Source organism: Nitrospirota bacterium, from assembly GCA_015233895.1.
In the GTDB taxonomy this organism is placed as follows: Bacteria; Nitrospirota; Thermodesulfovibrionia; order Thermodesulfovibrionales; family Magnetobacteriaceae; genus Magnetomonas.
The window spans coordinates 1-19,079 of the sequence record JADFXG010000043.1 but is presented as its reverse complement, the minus strand read 5'-3'; the positions used below and the strand labels follow the sequence as shown (position 1 = coordinate 19,079).

Below are 19,079 nucleotides of genomic sequence, written 5' to 3'. Positions count from 1 at the left end.
AATTCGGAAAGTCACTAAAAACCAAAGGGGCTTTTTCCAGCGAAACTTCCCTTCTAAAACTTATTTCTTTTTCATAGATTTCTTATAGATAATGGCCATTTTTCTATCTATAACATTAATATGCTGGAACCACCAGTTCTGCATCCAGGGCTGAAACTCTTTTGCTATTGTAAACATCTCATTTTTATCGCCTATCCTTATTCTTTCAAACTCTGCAAAATCTCTTATAAATGCATCATGTTCATTTTTATGTTCTGTATAATTTGTAATACCATATTCATAGTTAATATTGTTCTTAATAAAATCCTCTTCGGTTTGAAAGTGAGTATCGACATACTCCTTGACAAATAAAAATGTTTTGGCTATCTCTTTTAAATCGTTAGTTTCTATAGACTGAAATAGTAAATTTGTACGTCTAAAGAATTCTTTATGTTGACTGTCAATAATATCAACACCAATTATTAAATCATCTGTCCACTCTATATTCATAATACACTATAATTTTACAAAATACTCTTTACTGGCTCCACATTGCGGACATACCCACGTATCAGGGATATCGGCAAAAGGAGTACCGGGGTTAACTCCGTTGTGATAGTCTCCCTCTTCTGGAGAATAAACATAGCCACACGGACATTCATACTTATCCATATAACACTCCTATACTTTCAAAATATATTATTTTAATGCAAAATAGCAATGAACAAACTATCCCAGATATCTTTTTAAAAGACCTTCAAATACCTGTCCATGCCTAGCTTCATCTTTGCACATTTCATGCACAGTATCATGTATCGCATCGAGATTTAGTTGTTTTGCTTTGGTAGCGAGTTCTTTTTTACCCATACATGCCCCATTTTCCGCATCTACCCTTGCTTTAAGGTTCTCTTTAGTACTTGATACAAGGACTTCGCCAAGAAGTTCGGCAAATTTAGCTGCATGTTCCGCCTCTTCAAGGGCAATCCTCTTGTATGCCTCGGCTATTTCCGGGTATCCTTCTCTATCTGCCTGCCTGCTCATTGCCAGATACATCCCTACCTCTGTACACTCACCCATAAAGTTAGCCCTTAATCCATCCAGTACCTCCTTATCAACCCCCTTTGCCACTCCAATTCGGTGCTCATCTGCCCAAATTAGCCCCTCAGTGCTTTTTTCTATAAATTTATCGGATGAGGCCCCACAATGTGGACACTTATCGGGAGGGGTATCTCCCTGATGAATATAACCGCATACGGTACAGACATATTTTTTCATATTCTTATCTCCTTTACTAAGTTTGATAACAAACAGCCATTGTGCTTATTATATTATATTGATTCCAATATATCCACTATTTGTTGTGTCAAATTAATTGGAATTTCCGCCAGTCTTTCCCACACAGAACAAAATACTTTCGAGTAATTGATCTATGTGTATCGGTTTTTTAATATTCTGGCAAACTTTGTCACTCATATGATGTTTATCGTTGTAACCAGTAGTAATAATTATCTGTTGAAACTCATTTATTTCCAATATCTTATCAATCAATGCCAACCCGCTCATTCCTGTCATTTCCACATCTGTTATTACTATATCTATGTCATCCTTATGTGCCTTGTAGATTTCAAACCCTTCGTTACCATCTTTAGCTTCATAGACTGTAGCAAATCTTCTTTTCAGAACACGCCCAAGGGTTTCTTTAAGCAGTAAGTCGTCTTCTACATAAAGCACCGTTAACGTCTTCAGTAATTCATTATTTGGCATCATATCTCTATCCTCAACTCACACCAGCCGTCAACATTTCTCACCGTGATGGTACCTTTCATACTTTTCTCCACTATCAGTTTTGTAATGTATAAACCAAGTCCGGTGCCTCTTGTTTTATCTTTGGTCGTAAAATATGGCTCAAATATTCTATCGATAATATCAGCACGCACTCCACCACCATTGTCAGCAATGGTGATTATTGTTTTATTGGTGTCAGGTTCTTTATATGCGTTTATTTTAACTATACGGTTGGTGATTTGTCTTTGTTCAAAAACATCCCTGATATTTGACAATATATTCAGTACGATTTGGGTGAATTCGCTTGGGACCGCATTTATAGTCAACTCTTCATCCAGTTCCTTCTCTATCAAAATATCCTTCAATTCAAAATATCCGCTTGAAACTTCTAATGCACTATTTATAACATTTTTAATTCTTAATTCTTCTTTTTGCAGATTGCTCAGATAGAAGTTTTTGAAACTATCAATCGTGTCTGATAATCCTACAAGTTCTGACATAATATTTGTTACATCTCTGTCCAGATATTCAGCATTCAATTCATTAAACAAGTACGCATCTTTTATATCCTGCACTAAAACTCCTATTGAAGCAAGTGGTTGTCGCCATTGATGGGCGATATTTACCAGCAACTCACCCATAGCCATATGACGGGACTGTTCATACATTAGTTGATCTTTTAATCTGTTTTTTTCAATCTCTTCTGTTACCCTATGCTCAAGTGTTTCCGCGATATATCTTAACTCCTCCTCCAAACGTATTTGTTCAGTTATATCTCGTGATATTACACACAACACCTTGCGCCCTCTGTAAACAAAAACACCCATGCTTAGTTCTACAGAAAATACTGTACCATCCTTCCGCTTATGGTATCTCTGTGGCACTCTGGTACTTCCTGTAATTATGACAGCATTTACAGTTTCAATTGTCTTGTCAGGTTCTGCTGATATTATAATTGCGCTTTTGCCTTTCATTTCATCTATACAGTATCCATACAATTTATACCAGGCGTCATTTGCATCTATAAACTCCAGCGTTTTTATATCGCAGAGAAATATAGCATCATTTTCATGGGTAAAAAGCAGTCTGTATTTTTCCTCACTGTCCCGTAATGCCATTTCCACTGCTTTACGTTCTGTGGTATTTTCAAATATTGTAACGAAATATCCTTTTTTAGGACTATAAGCACTGATATTCAGCCATATATGCAGTGGTTTAAAAAATACTTCAAACTGTTCTGCACTCCCACCTGAAGCAATGTTACCATATATCTCTATTAATTCAGAATTAGATTCTTTTATCCCTGGGATTACTTCACTTACTTTTCTGTTAATGACATCGTCTCTTTTTAAACCGGTTAGTTTTTCAAATGACTTATTAATTGCTAAATATATGAAATCTACAGGATTATTATTTTCATCATAAATCATCTCACAATAAGCATACCCATTAATCATATTTTCATTTGAAAGTTTTATCTCCTCCTCCATTCTCTTACGCTGTGTGATGTCGTGAATTGTTGAGCATATATAATCATTGCCTTTAATCTTAATGGGTCCGGTGTATACCTCTACGTCCTTAATTTCCCCAGAGGATGTGCGATGGCGGGTTATGAGAAAATCTTGTTTTTTAGTGACAACTTTTGAAGCAATTACTTTTAGTTGCTCTCCAGGAAGTGTCTGTATATCAGTTAACCGCTTTTTTAAAAACTCCTCTTTTGAATAACCATAAAAAAAACATGCCTTTTCGTTGACATCTACTATTTCCAACGTATCGGGTTTGATTATCAGAATAGCAAGGCTTGTTTCATTAAAGATATTTCTGTATCTCTCCTCGCTCTCATTAAGCCTTTCAGTTATTTCCCTGTTGATTTTATTCTGGCGGATGTGTGAAATTCCAAACGATAAATTTTCTGTTAACTCCTGTAATAAGGTTACCTCCTCTTTGTTAAATGCATTTGGTTCTGTTGCATAAATAGTTAAAGCACCTATCACATTATTGTTTATAATTATGGGTAAGGCAATAGAAGATGCAAATCCGCGCTTTATAGCTTCTTCTCTCCACGGTTTGAATTTCTCATCTGTAATCATATTATGACAAATTACGGGTTTTAATGCACGGATGGATGTTCCTGTCGGTCCTGAGCCTCTTTCTGTATTACTCCACAAGATATTAGCATTTTCAATATAACCATCATTGAAGCCGTAATGTCCGACAGGAAAAACGTGTTTTTCCTTATTCTCCTCTTTATACCCAATCCATGCTAACCTATAACCTACATCTTGTACGATTACTCTGCAGACTTCTGTTAACAACAACTTTTCGTCGTTATTATCACGAACCACTCTGGTACAGTGTATAAGAGCTTGTAATGCTCTTTTTAAAGTGTCTGTTTCCATGTATTTTTTCTACAATACTATTGTTGCATTGAGAGTTATCAAAAATTCCGCACAATCATCCACATTCCGAACAGATAACTTACCACCCATATTCGTCTCTATTATCGTTTTTGACATGTAAAGCCCTACGCCAGTTCCTTCATTTTCTTTAGTTGTAAAATAAGGTTCAAAGATTTTTTCGATTATATCTTCTGGTATCCCACCACCGTTGTCTTTTATTGAAACTATAATTTTAGATTTGTCTTCATCATTACTGATATTAATTTCTATATTGCCTTGTATTTCAGGAACATTTTGCTTTCTTGAGAGTATAGCATCCTTTGAGTTATTTAGAATATTTAAAACCACCTGCTTGAATTCATTAGGGTAACCATCAGTAACCAGTATTGCATCTTGTTCAGCTTTCATGGAAATACCTATCTTACTTCTGATAAAAATATGTGTGAACATTAATAGTAGTTCTTCTATAGTAGTTTTTACATTGAAAGTGACTTTATTTTTTGATGGCATAAAGAAGTTTCTGAAGTCATCTATAGTTTTTGCCATAAACGATATCTGCTGCATCGTGGAACCAATTAAATTATCTATATATTTATCATCAACTTCACCGTAGGTATAGGCATCTCTTAAATCCTGGATAGATAATCCTACAGCATTTATAGGTTGTTTCCACTGGTGGGCTATCAGCCCTATCATTTCACCCATGGCTGCCATCTTGGATTGTTGAATTAACATTTGCTCATGGGTTCTGATTTTTTCAATTCCTGTTGCTACCTGGGCCATGAGATGTTCATTTAATGTTTTTAGTTCTTTCTCCATTCTCTTACGTTGCGTGATGTCTCGTATTGCTGCCATTCTAATTTTGCGGCCTTCATGTTCCAATGACTTGCCGCATACTTCAACATTTATTACAGTACCGTCCTTTTTCAGGCAATCCAACTCGTATGGTTTATCATATCCCTCTGAAACATTCTTCATGATTATCTCACGGTATTGCGGAGTCACAGTGTCAAGCACTAACATGCCAAGTATCTCTCCTGGATCGTAACCGTACATTTCGGCAAGGCGTTTATTGCAATCTATAATTCGTCCATTTTCGGCAATTGATACACCTTCAAAGGTTGCTTCTAATAACAGACTCATCCTCTTCTCAGCCATACAACGAGCATTTATCTCGGTGCGGAGTTCCTTTTCCATGCGTTTACGTTCGGTGATATTGTGGGCGATACCTACCGTGCCTATTATCAAGCCATTCTCATCCTTCATAGGTGTCTTGATGGTTTCGATAAAATGCAATCGTCCTTCTGCATCCACAAATGACTCTTCTATGTGTTTTCTCATACCTGCCGCCATAATGGCTTGATCGTCCGAGCGATATTTTTCTGCAAGCTCCCTGGGCCAGACGTCTAAATCAGTTTTCCCGGCCATTTTATCTACAGGCACATTCGCAGCCTGGCTGACTGCCTTATTGACTATAATAAACCTGCCTTCCCTGTCCTTTATCCAGGCGAGATCCGGCACATTGTCTATAAGGGTGGACAGCATGGTATAGCTGCGGTATTGTTCCCTTTTCTCTTTAAGTTTGCGCTCGGTAATATCATAGTTTGTTCCAAGCATACGGACAGGGGTACCCTCATGGTCCCGGATTACCATTCCGTTGGCTTTTATATGTTTTACAGTCCCGTTTGGGTGCAGTACTCTGAATTCAGTATCCCACTCTTTTTCGCCCCTTAAAGCCGCATTGCACTCCTCGACGATCGTTTCACGGTCATCAGGATGCAGGCCATTTTGCCATGCCTCTACACCTCCCGGAAACGTTTCCCACGTAAGACCGTAGAGTGTAAGCATCTGGTCATCCCAGGTCATTATGTTATTGGTAACGTCCCAGTCCCATATACCAAGGTTAGCAGAGCGGGTTGCTAACTCAAGACGTTGTGTAACTCCAGTTAGTTTTTGTTCCATATGCTTGAGTTGTGTTATATCTATAACGACTCCAAACAGCTTAATAGGTTTTCCTGCCTCATTACATTGTACATCCCCGGAAACATAAATATAACGTATCTCTCCATTTCGTCTTATTATGCGATATTCAAATGGCGCACCCCTTCTATTTTCAATCCAAGATGCAGTGATTTTGTTGTGATAATCACGGTCGTCAGGATATATTCTGTCCATTAGTTGAGCGTATGAAATGTTACTCTGTTTATCTATGCCATATATGTTGAACATCTCGTCAGACCAGTATATGTTGTCATGTTCGATATCAAATTCCCAATTACCTATATGTGCGATTCTCTGAGATTCTTCATAGCGGGTTAGCCTCATTCGCAAGTCTTCTAATTCCATTATAAGTTGCTCTTTTGTCTTGTCCTCATCCCTCATAAATTCCCCTTTCTGACAAATATTCCCTCTTTACAATTTGATTATATCATATTAAGAGAGGTTAAAGATTTTAAGCAATTATGAGTCTCTTTGTTTTGCAATTATCAGCGTTTACCACACAAACGTATATTACACGGGCGCTTTATCAGCGGAGAGGGTATAAGGGAGGGTGTTGCCCTCCCTTATTATCAAATTAAAACGTCAACAATATACCGTGTCTTAGTGCATAGGCATTGTCACGGGTATATTCGTATGTTGCAACAGGTGTTATTGATGGATTTGTGTAGGTGAAGGTTTCTGTCTTTACCCTGTCATAAATGCTGCCGGTAAACAGATAACCGCCCTCTATCCAATACGTCAGGTTTTTAGCTATCTTGTACGCTACCTTAGCATCTATTTCCCATCCTATGTTTTTAGAAGGCTGCCCGTCATACATGTATGTATCCTGTGGAGCTCTCAGCCACAGTCCATAGAGTTCGCCTGTGAGGCTTTTTGTCAGCTCTACGCTAACTCCGCCTTTTATATACATCGTGTTACAGAGGTTTGAACCGCTTGTAACCCCATTTAGGCCGGTGCAGGCATTAGCTACATGATAGTCATAGACATAGGCATAGCCTGGCTCTTCAGTGTTTTGAGAATTTGCAAATGATTTTATGTCTGACCTGTTAGGGTCGTCTTTAGCCTGTCCGCTTCCATACCCATACTCCAGTGTCAATTTGGCCGGGCCAACTTTGTAATCCACACCGGTTAAAAGAGCCCATCCTTTAAACCTGCCACTGTTACCCACATTCCAGTCTATGGTGCCAGCCTGAACCTCCACATCCCCTCTGAGTGTAAGGGCGCTCAATGTGTAATCAGCCCTGAGTCCAAAATTAAACAGGTGTGTCTTGGAAGTGGTGTCATTAAACGATTGGTCGTTTAAAAAGGATACGTCGCCGCTTATATTGAAGTTTTCTGACGTGTATATACCCAACAGAGAGTATAAATCTGTGTCATCTGGCGAGTTAACATTGCCCTCTTTGAGTTTTGCCGTAAGCGCTGCTATTGTAAAGTTTTTCATAGGCTTTGCAGACAAGAAAATAACGTCGTCGCCATCTGTTGAGTGGTCAAGAAATATACCATTACCAAGTACAAGGGGTTGATGTCCAACCTTTACGCCAAAAGACTTGCCCGTGTATTGAATCCATGCCTGCCGGAGCCTCATATCACCGCGCTTTGCGTTACCAGCCTGGTAACTTCCCGTAGCTCCTGATGCGCTGCCCCACGTATAGACGTCTGTAATGTTGTTTCCCATATTTGATTCAAGCTCTACCATGGCTGTAATTGCATCCGAAACCTTAGCCTCAAGCCCTATGCGCACACGTGTGTCATACCATGACGCATGGTCATCCCCTGAGCTGATTACACGGCTGCCCAAAACGTATGAGCCATTTGTTGCTCTGCCAATGTAATTTGTGCCGCCGTTATTTGTCACGTTATAGACAGCAGGGGTGCTATATCCAACAATGTTTAACCTGGTTGTGTTTGCTGTGCCGTCATTTATCGTGTCGGTAACATTATGCTCATACATACCCCTGAAGCGAAGCTCTCCGCTGATTGTTATCTGAGTTTCTCCCTTTGTGACAACCGCTGTGTCTGATGGAGTTTCATCTGCCGCAGAAAGATACACTGGTGTACATAGAATCAGTGCTGTTAAAGCTGATAAAAATAATCTTTTCATCTTTTCTACTTTCTCCTTTTTTTTATTGCCCATTATATCAGACACAGCGTGTTATTACAAGTTTTTTTTAATGTTCAAAATCGTATCCGCTCTCTCCGTGTACGGCCAGATCAAGTCCGATGGATTCATCCTCCTCAGAAAGCCTCAGCCCTATGATTAAATCAACTATTTTAAGAATTATAGCCGATGCTACAAACACAAACACATAGCTTGCCACCACTGCTATTAACTGTTTAAGAAGTTGTCCTGGATTGCCGTGCAACAGTCCGTTTTTACCTGCCGGGTTAATCACAGTTGAGGCAAATACTCCGGTTGCCAGTGCTCCCCAGGTTCCGCCCACTCCGTGAATGCCAAGTACGTCGAGGGAGTCATCAAGTCCGTGCTTTGGTCTGAGACTTACCGCTGTGTAGCAAATTACTCCAGCTACACCGCCAATTATAATAGAAGCCAAAGGCCCTACATATCCAGCTGCAGGTGTTATGGCAACAAGACCAGCTACAGCACCACTAACTACGCCAAGAGCTGTTGGTTTTCCTCTATGATACCACTCTACTAACATCCATGCCATAGCGGCAGCTCCTGTAGCAGTATTTGTGGTAACAAACGCAATAGATGCAAGACCGCCGGAGGTAAGGGCGCTCCCCGCGTTAAACCCAAACCATCCAAACCACAGAAGGGCTCCTCCAATAATTGTCATAGTTACATTATGTGGAGGCATAGCAACTTTCCCGTACCCCTTACGTTTACCTATAAACATGATGGCGGCAAGGGCAGCCACTGCAGAGTTTATGTGCACAACCGTACCCCCTGCAAAATCAAGAGCGCCTAACGCTCCCCCTATCCATCCTCCACCCCATACCCAATGACAAAGCGGCGCATAGACAAAGGTTAGCCACAACGCTGAAAACACTAAAAGCGCAGAAAATTTCATTCTTTCTGCAAACGCTCCAGTTATAAGTGCCGGTGTGATTATTGCAAACATTCCCTGAAACATCATAAACACCAAATGCGGTATCGTTGTGGCATAATCGGAGGGCTCCTGCCCGACTCCTTTTAAACCAAACCACTCCAGGCCGCCTATTAATCCACCCTTATCAGGTCCAAAAGCAAGCGTGTAGCCCCATAAAACCCATATCACACTTACCATACAAAGAATTATAAAACTATGCATAATAGTGCCAAGAACGTTTTTTCTTCTAACCATACCGCCATAAAAAAGCCCCAATCCTGGGGTCATCAACATAACAAGCGCAGTGGATACCAGCATCCATGCGGTATCTCCGGAGTTTACCACTTTTGGCGGCGGTGCATCAGCAGCAAAACTCAGTGCAGCCCCTCCAAGTACACATCCTACAGTTAACAACATTTTTAACATCTACCCCTCCAGTTTCTTATTGTGTTTTTAAGTTTCTCATGAAACTATGCCGAGTTGCAGTCAGAAGCATAACAAGGCGGCAAGGAGAAAGCGACGCAGGCGTACTTTTAGTACGTTGAGGAGCTTTTGACGCATGCCAACAAAGTTAGGCGATTGAATGCGGCTTGGCATTATAGTGCAATTGTTCCTCTTTCCCCTGTCCTAATCCTGATTGCATCTTCAACAGTATAGATAAAAATCTTACCATCACCGATTTTTCCGGTTTTGGCTGTCTTCTCTATTACCTCCAGCACTTTTGAAACCATTGTGTCATCTACTACTACCTCAATCTTAACCTTTGGTATAAAATCAATCACATACTCTGTACCACGATACACCTCTGTATGTCCCTTTTGCCGTCCAAATCCCTTAACCTCCGTCATTGTAAGTCCGTGCACTCCTGCTGTGTTGAGGGCGTCTTTGACCTCATCAAGTTTAAACGGTTTGATTATTGCCTCGATTTTTTTCATATCCTTCAACCCACCTCCTTGTTTGATTTAATTGACTATGTGTAATCATAAACCATGCCAAATGTATATGATTGAATTATAAGGATATTTTAGGAAGACATTTCAGATTTATGCTACAATTTTGTAGTAAGCTACAATTTTGTAGTGTCAGTTTTGCAGAAGACTCTGGTAACGCTAATCCGGTATAACACTTTTAGTAGTCTGGTAAGCCCCGCCATGCGATGGCGGGGCTTACTAAAAGACTCTAATATTTATGAAAGCCTCCAGGAGCTATTCATCTTTTTATCTGTTTTTATGTATGCTGAAATCAGGATACGCGGATACTGCTACCTCGCTTTGATCGAGTCCCTCTAGTTCAACCTCCGCAGATACCCTGAGAGGTATTATCTTATCGAGTATCTTAAAGAATACATACATAGTAACGAATACAAAAACTATGTTAGTACATATGCCTATGATTTCGGCTATCAACTGCGAAGCATCGCCGTAGAATAATCCCTTTACTGTGCCGGTGACGTTATTTAACCCATCGCCATATGTGCCATCCGCAAAGAGACCGAGCGCTATAAGACCCCACGCACCGTTAACCCCGTGCACGGATACTGCACCCACGGGATCGTCAACTTTTAGCGTTCCCTCAACAAAGAACACACTCATGCAGCACAGAAGGCCTGCAATAAACCCTATCAATATAGCTGCCGGAGCGGTTACGAAGGCACATGGAGCGGTAATTGCAACGAGCCCTGCCAGGAGGCCGTTGGCTGACATAGATATGTCGGGTTTTTTATAGAACATCCACATGTAGATCATAGCGGAGAAGGAGCCTGCTACCGACGCAAGCATTGTATTTACAGCTATGACGGATATCCTCAGGTCTCCGCCGGCAAGAGTCGAACCAGGATTAAACCCAAACCAGCCAAACGTAAGAATAATACAGCCAAGCACTGCCATCGGTATATGATGTCCCGGAATAGCATTAGGTGTTCCGTCTGCCTTATATTTACCAAGCCTTGGGCCAAGAACGATTGCCCCTGCTAAAGCTGCAACACCACCTGTCATATGAACTACTGAGGACCCTGCGAAATCCACTACGCCATGGCCCAGGTTGAAATTTTTCCCAAGCTGAGAAAGCCATCCGCCGCCCCATACCCAGTTTGCATAAAAAGGATAAACTATCATCGAAATGAAGAACGAATAAACTACAAATGATTTAAACGTCCATCTCTCTGCCATTGCCCCTGTTGGTATGGTAGCAGTGGTATCCATAAAAACCACTTGAAAGAGGAAAAGGGTGAATATGGCGGTATCATAGCTCTGCCCTGAAAGAAAGAATGCTTTCATACCAAAAATTCCGAATTCCTTACCAAAAAGCTTGATTACAAACTCGCTGTCCAATAGTCCTGTGCCGCCCAGAGTTGATAAAGCTCCAACGCCTCCCATCTGAAGTGCAAAGCCCATAATCCAGTAGCCTATTACTCCAAATACGAAGACCATCAGATTCATAGCCATCGTGTGTCCGGCGTTTTTAGCTCTTGTAAACCCGGTCTCAACAAGGGCAAAACCTGCCTGCATGAAAAACACCAAAAATCCGCAAACCAGAGTCCACATAAAATTCAGCGCAACCCTGTTGTGTCCGATTACGTCGGCAAGTTTAGCAGCCAGGGGCTCTTTTGTACCTAAATTTTTCATGTCGTCAGCCGTTGGAGCTCCTGCGCTTGCACCAACAACGTCAGAGGCTCCTCCGGTGTTTGTACCGGAGGGGTCAGGTTTTGAGGGCGGCGCCGGGGCAGGCGAGGCCACTGCCGCTGGAGGTGCTACAGGAGGTGCCACACCTTGCTCAACCGTTGCCGTTGCAGCAGGCATATTAGAGGGGACCGGCTGCTCCTCAGCGTATGCGTTTATTACTACTAACAAAAACACTATTAAAACAACCAGCTTAGTATATCTTTTCATCATTCCGTTCTCCTTTTGATTATGTCTCTGTCCGAGTTCGCTTTTTCTGTCTTGTTAGAAGTTATACGTTAAATTAAGGCCATAAGTGACTGTGGGGTCAATGGCGCCATTTGGGTTATACGATACACCGTTAACTCTTCTGTCGGCCTGGCTTGAGAGGGGAAATGTGTACATAACCACAGGCTGTGCGGACATGCTCTTTGTTATTGGTATCGTTACGCCGGTCATTAACATGCCGTCGTGAAAGGCACTGTATTTACTGCCGGTGTAGCCGCCGCCTATTATCCGGTTTGCTGCATTTGAATATGTCTCATAGGTGCTCCAGTAGTCGGAACTGCCAGCCATATAACCAAAGCTCGCGCCAAGGTCAATCGTTGTTCCCTCTTTTGCGCCCGGAATCGGTATCGAGTGGCTTAAAGCCAGATTAAAATACGTACCGGGGTAGCCGTCAATATCCCTGTAAATTGAAAGCACAGGTTTTGTAATTACGTCAAATGCCCCTGCGACAAATAGTTCCTGTGTCTGTTTTGCATATTGAACTCCATAGTAAGTATAGCCGCCTGTCAAACTGAATATACCCCATGTGCGTGTGTAGCTAAGGGTTATATCCGTTTCGTTATAACTTTTATTGCCGGGGTTATTTGGAACAAAACTCTGAGTGGCAGTTTCGTTTGTGTCTAAATTGCCCCACATTTTAACCGAAAAACCCTTATAAGCAACCGCTATAGACGGCTGTAAAACAACACTGTTTGAGCCTATCTCATATCCTCTGAATACATACCTGTTAAATCCGCTTAATATAAGGGTAGTTGTTGCGTTATCGGGTCCTGCAGTACCTTCGGGAGGAATTGAGGCTGCGGCCTCCTCTTTGGCTGCTGGAGCAGTATCCTTTGGCTCTTCTGCATATACAGTGATGCTGCATAGTACGAATAATAATACAAACATTACAATATAAAGCTTTTTCATCTTACTCTCCTTCCATAAAAGTTTTTTTTTAGCTAATACTTAAATAGTATCTCAATTAAATTATGTTTTCTTACAGGGCGTCATGTCCTCTTTCACCAGTTCTTATTCTTAAAACGTCCTCGACACTATAGATAAAAATCTTACCGTCTCCTATTTTGCCGGTTTTGGCCGTTTTTTCTATCGTTTCGACCACCTTTGCAAGCATTGAGTCATCAATTACTACCTCGATTTTGACTTTAGGTATAAAATCCACTACATATTCTGCTCCCCGGTAAACCTCCGTGTGGCCCTTCTGCCGTCCATAGCCCTTGACCTCAGTCATGGTAAGCCCCTGTACTCCTACTGCGTTAAGGGCGTCTTTGACCTCGTCAAGCTTAAACGGTTTGATTATTGCCTCGATTTTTTTCATATACTTAACCCACCTCCTTGTTTTATTTCCATCTGGCTAAATTATTATCATAAATCGTGCCAAGTATATGTGCTTGAATTTAAAGGATATTTGGGAACATTATTTCAACATGACACTACAAAATCGTAGCATGCTACAATTTTGTAGTGTCAGTGAAGTGCGTTAATAATGTAGAGTGAGGGAGGAATTGTATCACAATTATGATCTAGAAATCTTTTCGTCACCAATTTTGTGATATTTTATGTAATTTCACAAGTCATAACAAATTTGTTATAATTTTGCTAACCATCTTTATGTTAATTGCTATGATAGTATAAAATAGGTGTCAGTATTTTGCATAAAAACTTAAGGAGATATATTTAAATGGTAGAAACTATAAGGTGGGAGGCCGGGCGTGTAGAAATACTTGACCAGCGGGTGCTGCCAGATGTGGTGACTTATATTAAATGTGACAACTACAAGCTGGTTGTGGATTGTATTAAAAATCTGTCCATCCGGGGGGCTCCCGCTATAGGGATAGCGGCATCCATGGGTGTTGCTCTTGCAGCAAGCACAATTGAAGCCATGTCGGTTGCCGAGCTGACCGGGAAACTTGCTCCTGTGTTTAAAGACCTGTTGGATAGCCGTCCAACAGCGGTAAATATCCGCTGGGCTGTTGAAAGAGCAACAAAGCTACTGAGTGAAAATCAACCTCTTGCGGTTCAGGAGGTAAAAGAGCTTTTGGTCAATGACAGCATATCGGTATTAAAAGAAGACATAGAGATTAATAAGGCAATAGGCAGATGGGGAGCAGAATTTATAAAAAACGGCAGCCGGATTCTTACTCACTGTAATGCCGGTTCTCTTGCTACCGGAGGATATGGCACTGCAACCGCCCCTATGCGTACAGCTAAAGAGCAGGGAAAACGCATCTCCGTAATAGCTGATGAGACCAGACCAGTCCTTCAGGGTGCAAGGCTTACTGCATGGGAACTTATGCAGGATAGTATTGACGTAACCCTGATAACCGACAACACGGCAGGAGCCATTATGAAAAAAGGCGATGTGGACTTATGTATCGTTGGAACTGACAGAACAGTCAGAAACGGGGATGTGGCTAATAAAATCGGAACGTATTCGGTAGCCGTGCTGGCTAAGGAAAACAATATTCCTTTTTATGTGGCAGCGCCATTAAGCAGTATAGATTTTACGCTTGCCGATGGGGATAGTATTCCAATAGAGGAAAGAGCCGCCGATGAGGTGACAAATGTGTTCGGTAAGTGTAAAATAGCTCCACAGGGTGTTAAAGTCAGAAATATTGCTTTTGATGTAACACCTGCAAGGTATATAACTGCTATAATAACGGAAAAGGGAGCATTTAGACCCGGGGATTTACATCATCTTGCGGATCCGGATTTTGATTATGAAAAAATAAGGATAAAGAAACCTGTCTGATATTTTTAAAAGTTGGTCATTTGTTTTGAGTAAGCATATATCGGGCAATATAACTTTCTACTGAATCCGAAAAGTGTCAAAACTTATAAGACACCCAAAGAGTAGCTGCAATTCCATCCGCCGGAAAGTCATAGTAGACTGATTGAAGGTGGCCGGAAGTGTCCGGATAAGCGTATTTTGTGTCAAACAAGTTATGAATCGCCCCCCTCAGTTCAAAATTCTTTACTATATTTTTAAGCGTCGCCGCAATGTTTACAACCGTATATTGAGGTAAATCCGGCCTTGTATCGCCAATATCCCTTGACCGCCTGTCAACCCATTGAATATCGGAGTAAACGTCTATATACCGGCCAAATTCGTGGTTAATTGACAATACCGCACGCTGAGCCGGCACATAAGACAGCCGCCGGTGTGCCCCTTCGTCCATAGGACGTTGAAAGGTATACGAAATTTTCCAATAATTCGATGCTCCGTAATTACCTTTAAATTCGGCTTCTATTCCGTCAACGTCTACGCTGCCTATGTTTCTGTAAATAATCGGTTGCGGTGTAGTTGTGTCTCCCTGGATAAGATCGGTTATCCAGCTTTTGAAAAACCCGACACTCCCCCTGAGGTTTTTCGTAAATCTATATGCAAGCGATGTCTCAAAAGTTTTCGCTTTTTCGGGCGATAAATCCGGGTTACCCTTACTTGTAGGATTATTCTTGGTATACATTTCAACGTAATTGGGAGCGCGGAATGCCGTTCCGTACATGACCTTCAGGTCGGCATCAGGTACAAACTCCCATACAGCGGCGCCTCTTGGATTAAAGGTAGAACCGAAATCGTTGAATTTATCGAAACGGCCCCCCGCGTGTAAGTGTAAGCTTGAAACCGGACTCCATTCATCCTGCGCATATAGTGAATAAATACTTCTGTCGGCCTCTTCAATGAAGTTTCCAGACGAAGCGAAATCCTGTACAGGACCGATATACTGTCCCGTAACCGGATTATAGTTACCATAAGAAACGACATCATATTGCTTTTCATGTTCGTACTGTGTACCGAATATGAGCCTGTTGTTTGCCGATAGTTTTGCGTCGCCTTGAAGCTCTACGCCGTAAACACTGTTTTTAACCATCGGTCTTCCCAACATCCCTTCGGGAAAACTTCTATTTATGCCCGCAGGGAAAATCTCCACTCTGGCGTCCTGCGCCCATCGGTCGAAATATATTCTTGCCGAGGCGGTGAGAGTGTCCGAGAAATCATGTTTGTATTTTAAATCGTTCCAGAAATCTAAAAAAAGTACATCGTTATTGTGTGTAAGGGCGTAGTTCAATCCAATATATTGGCCCGGTTTAATGTCTATGACCTGTCCTCGATACGTCAGATCTTTATAAGACAGCTCCACAAAACCATCGTGTCTTTGTCTTGACAAATCGGTTTGGCCGGGCGCCTCGGAATAAGGTGTCCTCGAAAGGATATCTTTTTCGATTGTGGCTTTATAACCTTCAGTCGTAAAGTAATCGTAATTGATTACAAGCGAAAAGTCTTTAAATTTCTTACCGTAAAGTATATCGCCGCCCGCAGTCTGAAAATTTCCCCCCGTCACGGTCATTTGTAAACCGTCGATATCCGCAGGGTCTTTTGTCACGACGTTTATTACGCCTAAGAAAGCATCCGCTCCATAAAGAGCCGACGCGGGACCTTTAATTATTTCTATTTGCTTTATTTTTTCTGTTGCTATCGAGTAATAAACTTGTGGCAGGTCCTGTCCCTGAAAAGGCTTATGTAAAACATGGCCGTCTATCATAAAAAGAATTTTTTCAGACTTATATGTGCTTATCCCCCTCATCTCAAACATAAGGATGCCATTTACTGTAAACGTACCTCCAATTTCCGGCACCGTCTTAAGTACGTCTACGATATTCCTTGCACCCATGTCTTTTATCTCCCGGGCCGTGATAATAATCGCGGATACGGGCGCCTGCTTCAGAGGCGTTTCGTAACGGGTAGCGGCTGTCAGTTCCTTCTCTTCATAAAACATAAGAAGTTCCTCTTTGGTAGAGGCCAAAAACGGCTCATCATCTGCATACAAGACATAACTTAAACTTAAAAAATATATCACGCTCAATATCAGTACATATATATGCTTTCCCATTTACATTTACCTCTGAGAGATTATTTTAAACACAGTATTATAGCATTTTAAAGTTAAAATCAAACACTCTGCAGTTCGATAGTAAACACTGCACCTTTAGGGAGGTTTTCGGCATATATTTTTCCATCCATATTGTGTTCTATAATGGTCTTGGACATATATAACCCTAAACCGGTTGCTTTCGAAAGACCCTTTGTAGTGAAGAACGGATCGAATATTTTACTTTCAAGTTCCTGCCTGATGCCCATGGCGTTGTCCTTTATTTTTATGAATATGGTGTTTTCCTTTTTTAAGCAAGAGAGCGAAATTTGTCCTTCTCCTTTTTGTAAAACTCCTTTATCCACGGCGTCCATAACGGCATCTCTGGCATTGATTATTAAATTAAGAAGAACTTGAATAAACTCGTTTTTATATCCAAGAGTGCGCAAATTTTCGTCGATAGAGGGTTCAAAGCATAGTTCGATGCCGTTTTCAATCATTTGCGCCGAGAGCAACGATACCGCCTCATGAACGGAATCAAGGACGTCAAATTGTGTTTTTTCCGTAGACGGCTTAAAATAATTACTGAAGTTATCAATGGTTCTTGACATAAACCTAAGCTGTTCCATAACGTCTCTTGTAATGGTGCGAAAGAACTCCTCAGATAATTCGTTATAATTGTAAGCGTCTTTTATCTCCTGAACCATCACCCCTATTGCATTTAACGGCTGCCGCCAATGATGCGCTATAGCAATGATCATTTCACCCATGGCGATGAATTTAGACTGTTGGATTATTAATTGTTCCTGTTGGCGGCGCTTCCGGATTTCCTCCTGCACACGGTTTTCAAGGCTTACGTTAATCTGATTGAGTTCCTCGGTGCGAAGTTTAATAGCGGTAGCCATAAGATTAAACTCGTTAGCCAGGGTACCAATTTCATCCATCGAGTTTACCCCAATCTCCTGAAACCTGCCGTTATGAAAATCAATAACCGCCTCGGTTACCAGTTTAAGCGGTTTTGTAAGAAGAGTAATCAATATGTAGATTAAAACACTTCCCATGGATGTAAAGACGATAGCCATCGTAATTCTATGGTACAGGTTTTGTTTTTGAGCTTGTATAATGGGCAGTTTTGAAAAAGTTATGGCTACCCATCCGATGAGTTTTTGCTTGGTATTAACGAGGGTTATGGGGGCGGAGTCGTTAAGTAATGTTTCTTCCGGGACAATTATTGTAAATATCGGCGCATAGAAGTTCATAGCTTCCGGTTCATCCGTAAATGTAACCGGCTGATTTACTGAAATATTTCCTGATTTTAACGGGATATGTCCCTTTGTACGAATCAGTGGTCTCCAGTTTTTGTCAAAAAGAACGGCCGCCGTCACATCTTTAATGCTCGTTATGGAATTCAGAGATTTTCTTAAATATTCGCCGTTTTCGGAAAGAACGGCCAGTTCACTGGCTCTTGCCATCAGCGATATCACCTCTTCGGCTCTTGCAATGAGTTCCGCTCTCATTATGTTTTTTTCCGTCTTCACCGACTCATATGTATAAACGACTGAAATTATAGCCATTACCGCAATAGTAAATGTCAGAATTTTATACCTGAACGATTCACCTATAAGCTTATAGATATTAGGAAGATTCATTTAATGGCCTTCTTTGCCGCGTCTATCAAACTTTGTGGTATTTTTACGTTCATTTTATCCGCGGTGATGAGATTTATGTAAATATCATAGGAAGAAGGAGGCATCTGGCCGATGCCCTCCGCGCTACCTCGCTGGAGAACTTTATTTACCAGCTCGGTCGTCTTAAGGGCTACCGATGAGAGATTAAACACTACCGCTAAGAGAGAACCGGCCTTAACGTTCTTTTCCGATAAACCCAATACGGGTTTTTTGTTTCTGAATGAAAAGAGATAAATTTCATCCAGTGTGGCAGAACTCATAAACTTACTGTTTGGCGTAAGAACAATCGCCTGTATCTCTGACGCTTCGGCGTTGAGTGCCGCGATGAGAGCCGCCGAATCCGCCGCTTTTATTTTTTTTG

16 protein-coding genes are annotated in these 19,079 nt (G+C 41.3%); 1 reads left to right on the top strand and 15 read right to left on the bottom strand.

What is annotated here, in order from left to right; all coding sequences use genetic code 11:
• Positions 1–60: 60 nt before the first annotated feature.
• The 12 genes from HQK88_16405 to HQK88_16350 form a co-directional block, all read right to left on the bottom strand.
• Positions 61–489, bottom strand: coding sequence for a hemerythrin domain-containing protein (locus tag HQK88_16405; protein MBF0618383.1), 429 nt, complete (start codon positions 487–489; stop codon positions 61–63).
• A gap of 6 nt (positions 490–495) precedes the next feature.
• Positions 496–651: a rubredoxin gene (locus HQK88_16400; protein ID MBF0618382.1), complete on the bottom strand. Its 156-nt coding sequence runs from the start codon at positions 649–651 to the stop codon at positions 496–498.
• A gap of 57 nt (positions 652–708) precedes the next feature.
• Positions 709–1,254, bottom strand: coding sequence for an NADH peroxidase (locus tag HQK88_16395; protein ID MBF0618381.1), 546 nt, complete (start codon positions 1,252–1,254; stop codon positions 709–711).
• A 93-nt stretch (positions 1,255–1,347) separates the two neighbouring features.
• The gene (locus tag HQK88_16390) at positions 1,348–1,746 is read right to left on the bottom strand and encodes a response regulator (protein MBF0618380.1); all 399 of its coding nucleotides are present in this window, start codon (positions 1,744–1,746) and stop codon (positions 1,348–1,350) included.
• Entirely contained in the window at positions 1,743–4,163 is a 2,421-nt protein-coding gene (locus HQK88_16385; GenBank protein ID MBF0618379.1) for a PAS domain S-box protein, read from the bottom strand. The genes HQK88_16390 and HQK88_16385 overlap by 4 nt, the downstream gene beginning before the upstream one ends.
• A gap of 9 nt (positions 4,164–4,172) precedes the next feature.
• Complete coding sequence (locus HQK88_16380) at positions 4,173–6,545, bottom strand: PAS domain S-box protein (GenBank protein ID MBF0618378.1); 2,373 nt, start codon at positions 6,543–6,545, stop codon at positions 4,173–4,175.
• A 193-nt stretch (positions 6,546–6,738) separates the two neighbouring features.
• Positions 6,739–8,265, bottom strand: coding sequence for an alginate export family protein (locus tag HQK88_16375; protein MBF0618377.1), 1,527 nt, complete (start codon positions 8,263–8,265; stop codon positions 6,739–6,741).
• A 67-nt stretch (positions 8,266–8,332) separates the two neighbouring features.
• Positions 8,333–9,640: an ammonium transporter gene (locus tag HQK88_16370; protein ID MBF0618376.1), complete on the bottom strand. Its 1,308-nt coding sequence runs from the start codon at positions 9,638–9,640 to the stop codon at positions 8,333–8,335.
• Positions 9,641–9,810: 170 nt separating this feature from the next.
• Positions 9,811–10,149 carry a P-II family nitrogen regulator gene (locus tag HQK88_16365; protein ID MBF0618375.1) on the bottom strand — a complete coding sequence of 113 codons (339 nt, stop codon included), beginning with the start codon at positions 10,147–10,149 and terminating at the stop codon, positions 9,811–9,813.
• 282 nt (positions 10,150–10,431) lie between these two features.
• Positions 10,432–12,012, bottom strand: a complete 1,581-nt coding sequence (locus HQK88_16360) for an ammonium transporter (GenBank protein MBF0618374.1) — start codon at positions 12,010–12,012, stop codon at positions 10,432–10,434.
• A 144-nt stretch (positions 12,013–12,156) separates the two neighbouring features.
• The gene (locus tag HQK88_16355) at positions 12,157–13,068 is read right to left on the bottom strand and encodes a hypothetical protein (protein MBF0618373.1); all 912 of its coding nucleotides are present in this window, start codon (positions 13,066–13,068) and stop codon (positions 12,157–12,159) included.
• 70 nt (positions 13,069–13,138) lie between these two features.
• On the bottom strand, positions 13,139–13,477 hold the full coding sequence (locus HQK88_16350; protein ID MBF0618372.1) for a P-II family nitrogen regulator: 339 nt from the start codon (positions 13,475–13,477) through the stop codon (positions 13,139–13,141).
• A gap of 363 nt (positions 13,478–13,840) precedes the next feature.
• On the opposite strand from HQK88_16350, the gene mtnA reads away from it, so the two are divergent.
• Positions 13,841–14,911: an S-methyl-5-thioribose-1-phosphate isomerase gene (gene mtnA, locus HQK88_16345; protein MBF0618371.1), complete on the top strand. Its 1,071-nt coding sequence runs from the start codon at positions 13,841–13,843 to the stop codon at positions 14,909–14,911.
• Positions 14,912–14,987: 76 nt separating this feature from the next.
• On the opposite strand, the gene HQK88_16340 is transcribed toward mtnA, so the two are convergent.
• The 3 genes from HQK88_16340 to HQK88_16330 form a co-directional block, all read right to left on the bottom strand.
• Positions 14,988–17,051: a TonB-dependent receptor gene (locus HQK88_16340; GenBank protein MBF0618370.1), complete on the bottom strand. Its 2,064-nt coding sequence runs from the start codon at positions 17,049–17,051 to the stop codon at positions 14,988–14,990.
• Between the two features lie 59 nt (positions 17,052–17,110).
• A complete protein-coding gene (locus tag HQK88_16335) occupies positions 17,111–18,679 on the bottom strand; it encodes a HAMP domain-containing histidine kinase (GenBank protein MBF0618369.1) in 1,569 nt (522 codons plus the stop codon).
• Positions 18,676–19,079: hypothetical protein (locus tag HQK88_16330; GenBank protein MBF0618368.1), on the bottom strand; the 404-nt coding region annotated here is incomplete at its 5' end. The genes HQK88_16335 and HQK88_16330, both read right to left, overlap by 4 nt.

Bases quoted from the DNA above. Each gene is read 5' to 3' on its own strand.
- HQK88_16405 (MBF0618383.1), bottom strand. From the start codon at position 489: ATGAATATAGAGTGGACAGATGATTTAATAATTGGTGTTGATATTATT.
- HQK88_16400 (MBF0618382.1), bottom strand. From the start codon at position 651: ATGGATAAGTATGAATGTCCGTGTGGCTATGTTTATTCTCCAGAAGAG.
- HQK88_16395 (MBF0618381.1), bottom strand. From the start codon at position 1,254: ATGAAAAAATATGTCTGTACCGTATGCGGTTATATTCATCAGGGAGAT.
- HQK88_16390 (MBF0618380.1), bottom strand. From the start codon at position 1,746: ATGATGCCAAATAATGAATTACTGAAGACGTTAACGGTGCTTTATGTA.
- HQK88_16385 (MBF0618379.1), bottom strand. From the start codon at position 4,163: ATGGAAACAGACACTTTAAAAAGAGCATTACAAGCTCTTATACACTGT.
- HQK88_16380 (MBF0618378.1), bottom strand. From the start codon at position 6,545: ATGAGGGATGAGGACAAGACAAAAGAGCAACTTATAATGGAATTAGAA.
- HQK88_16375 (MBF0618377.1), bottom strand. From the start codon at position 8,265: ATGAAAAGATTATTTTTATCAGCTTTAACAGCACTGATTCTATGTACA.
- HQK88_16370 (MBF0618376.1), bottom strand. From the start codon at position 9,640: ATGTTAAAAATGTTGTTAACTGTAGGATGTGTACTTGGAGGGGCTGCA.
- HQK88_16365 (MBF0618375.1), bottom strand. From the start codon at position 10,149: ATGAAAAAAATCGAGGCAATAATCAAACCGTTTAAACTTGATGAGGTC.
- HQK88_16360 (MBF0618374.1), bottom strand. From the start codon at position 12,012: ATGCCTGCTGCAACGGCAACGGTTGAGCAAGGTGTGGCACCTCCTGTA.
- HQK88_16355 (MBF0618373.1), bottom strand. From the start codon at position 13,068: ATGAAAAAGCTTTATATTGTAATGTTTGTATTATTATTCGTACTATGC.
- HQK88_16350 (MBF0618372.1), bottom strand. From the start codon at position 13,477: ATGAAAAAAATCGAGGCAATAATCAAACCGTTTAAGCTTGACGAGGTC.
- mtnA (MBF0618371.1), top strand. From the start codon at position 13,841: ATGGTAGAAACTATAAGGTGGGAGGCCGGGCGTGTAGAAATACTTGAC.
- HQK88_16340 (MBF0618370.1), bottom strand. From the start codon at position 17,051: ATGGGAAAGCATATATATGTACTGATATTGAGCGTGATATATTTTTTA.
- HQK88_16335 (MBF0618369.1), bottom strand. From the start codon at position 18,679: ATGAATCTTCCTAATATCTATAAGCTTATAGGTGAATCGTTCAGGTAT.